This is a genomic window from Mesorhizobium sp. M1A.T.Ca.IN.004.03.1.1, assembly GCF_003997555.1.
Taxonomy (GTDB): Bacteria; Pseudomonadota; Alphaproteobacteria; order Rhizobiales; family Rhizobiaceae; genus Mesorhizobium.
Genome location: NZ_RZTV01000275.1, coordinates 1 through 275, shown reverse-complemented (window position 1 = coordinate 275; position 275 = coordinate 1). Strand labels below are relative to the sequence as shown.

Here is a 275-nt window from a genome sequence, read left to right as displayed (position 1 = left end):
GATCCCTCGCCCGTGGTGCGCGGCATGGCGGTCTGGGCGCTTTCGCGGCTGATGGAGGCTGGCGAATTTGCGGCCTTTGCCGCACGAAGGACGGATGAGAGAGACGACGACGTTTTGAACGAATGGCGATTAGCGGGAGTGGGCTGATGCACGTGATGATATTTGGCTGCGGGTATTCCGGCACGGCAATCGCCAAGGCCTTTGCCGGCGACGGCGTGCGGGTTTCCGGCACCACGCGCTCGCCTGAGAAGATGGATGCGCTCCGCGAAAACGGC

At 63.6% G+C, this 275-nt stretch carries 2 pseudogenes; both read left to right on the top strand.

Going from position 1 to position 275, the window contains the following annotated elements:
- Positions 1-147, top strand: a pseudogene (locus tag EOD29_RS31670) (tRNA epoxyqueuosine(34) reductase QueG); the annotation flags it as partial.
- Positions 147-275 (top strand): annotated as a pseudogene (locus EOD29_RS31665) (NAD(P)-dependent oxidoreductase); the annotation flags it as partial. The pseudogenes EOD29_RS31670 and EOD29_RS31665, both read left to right, overlap by 1 nt.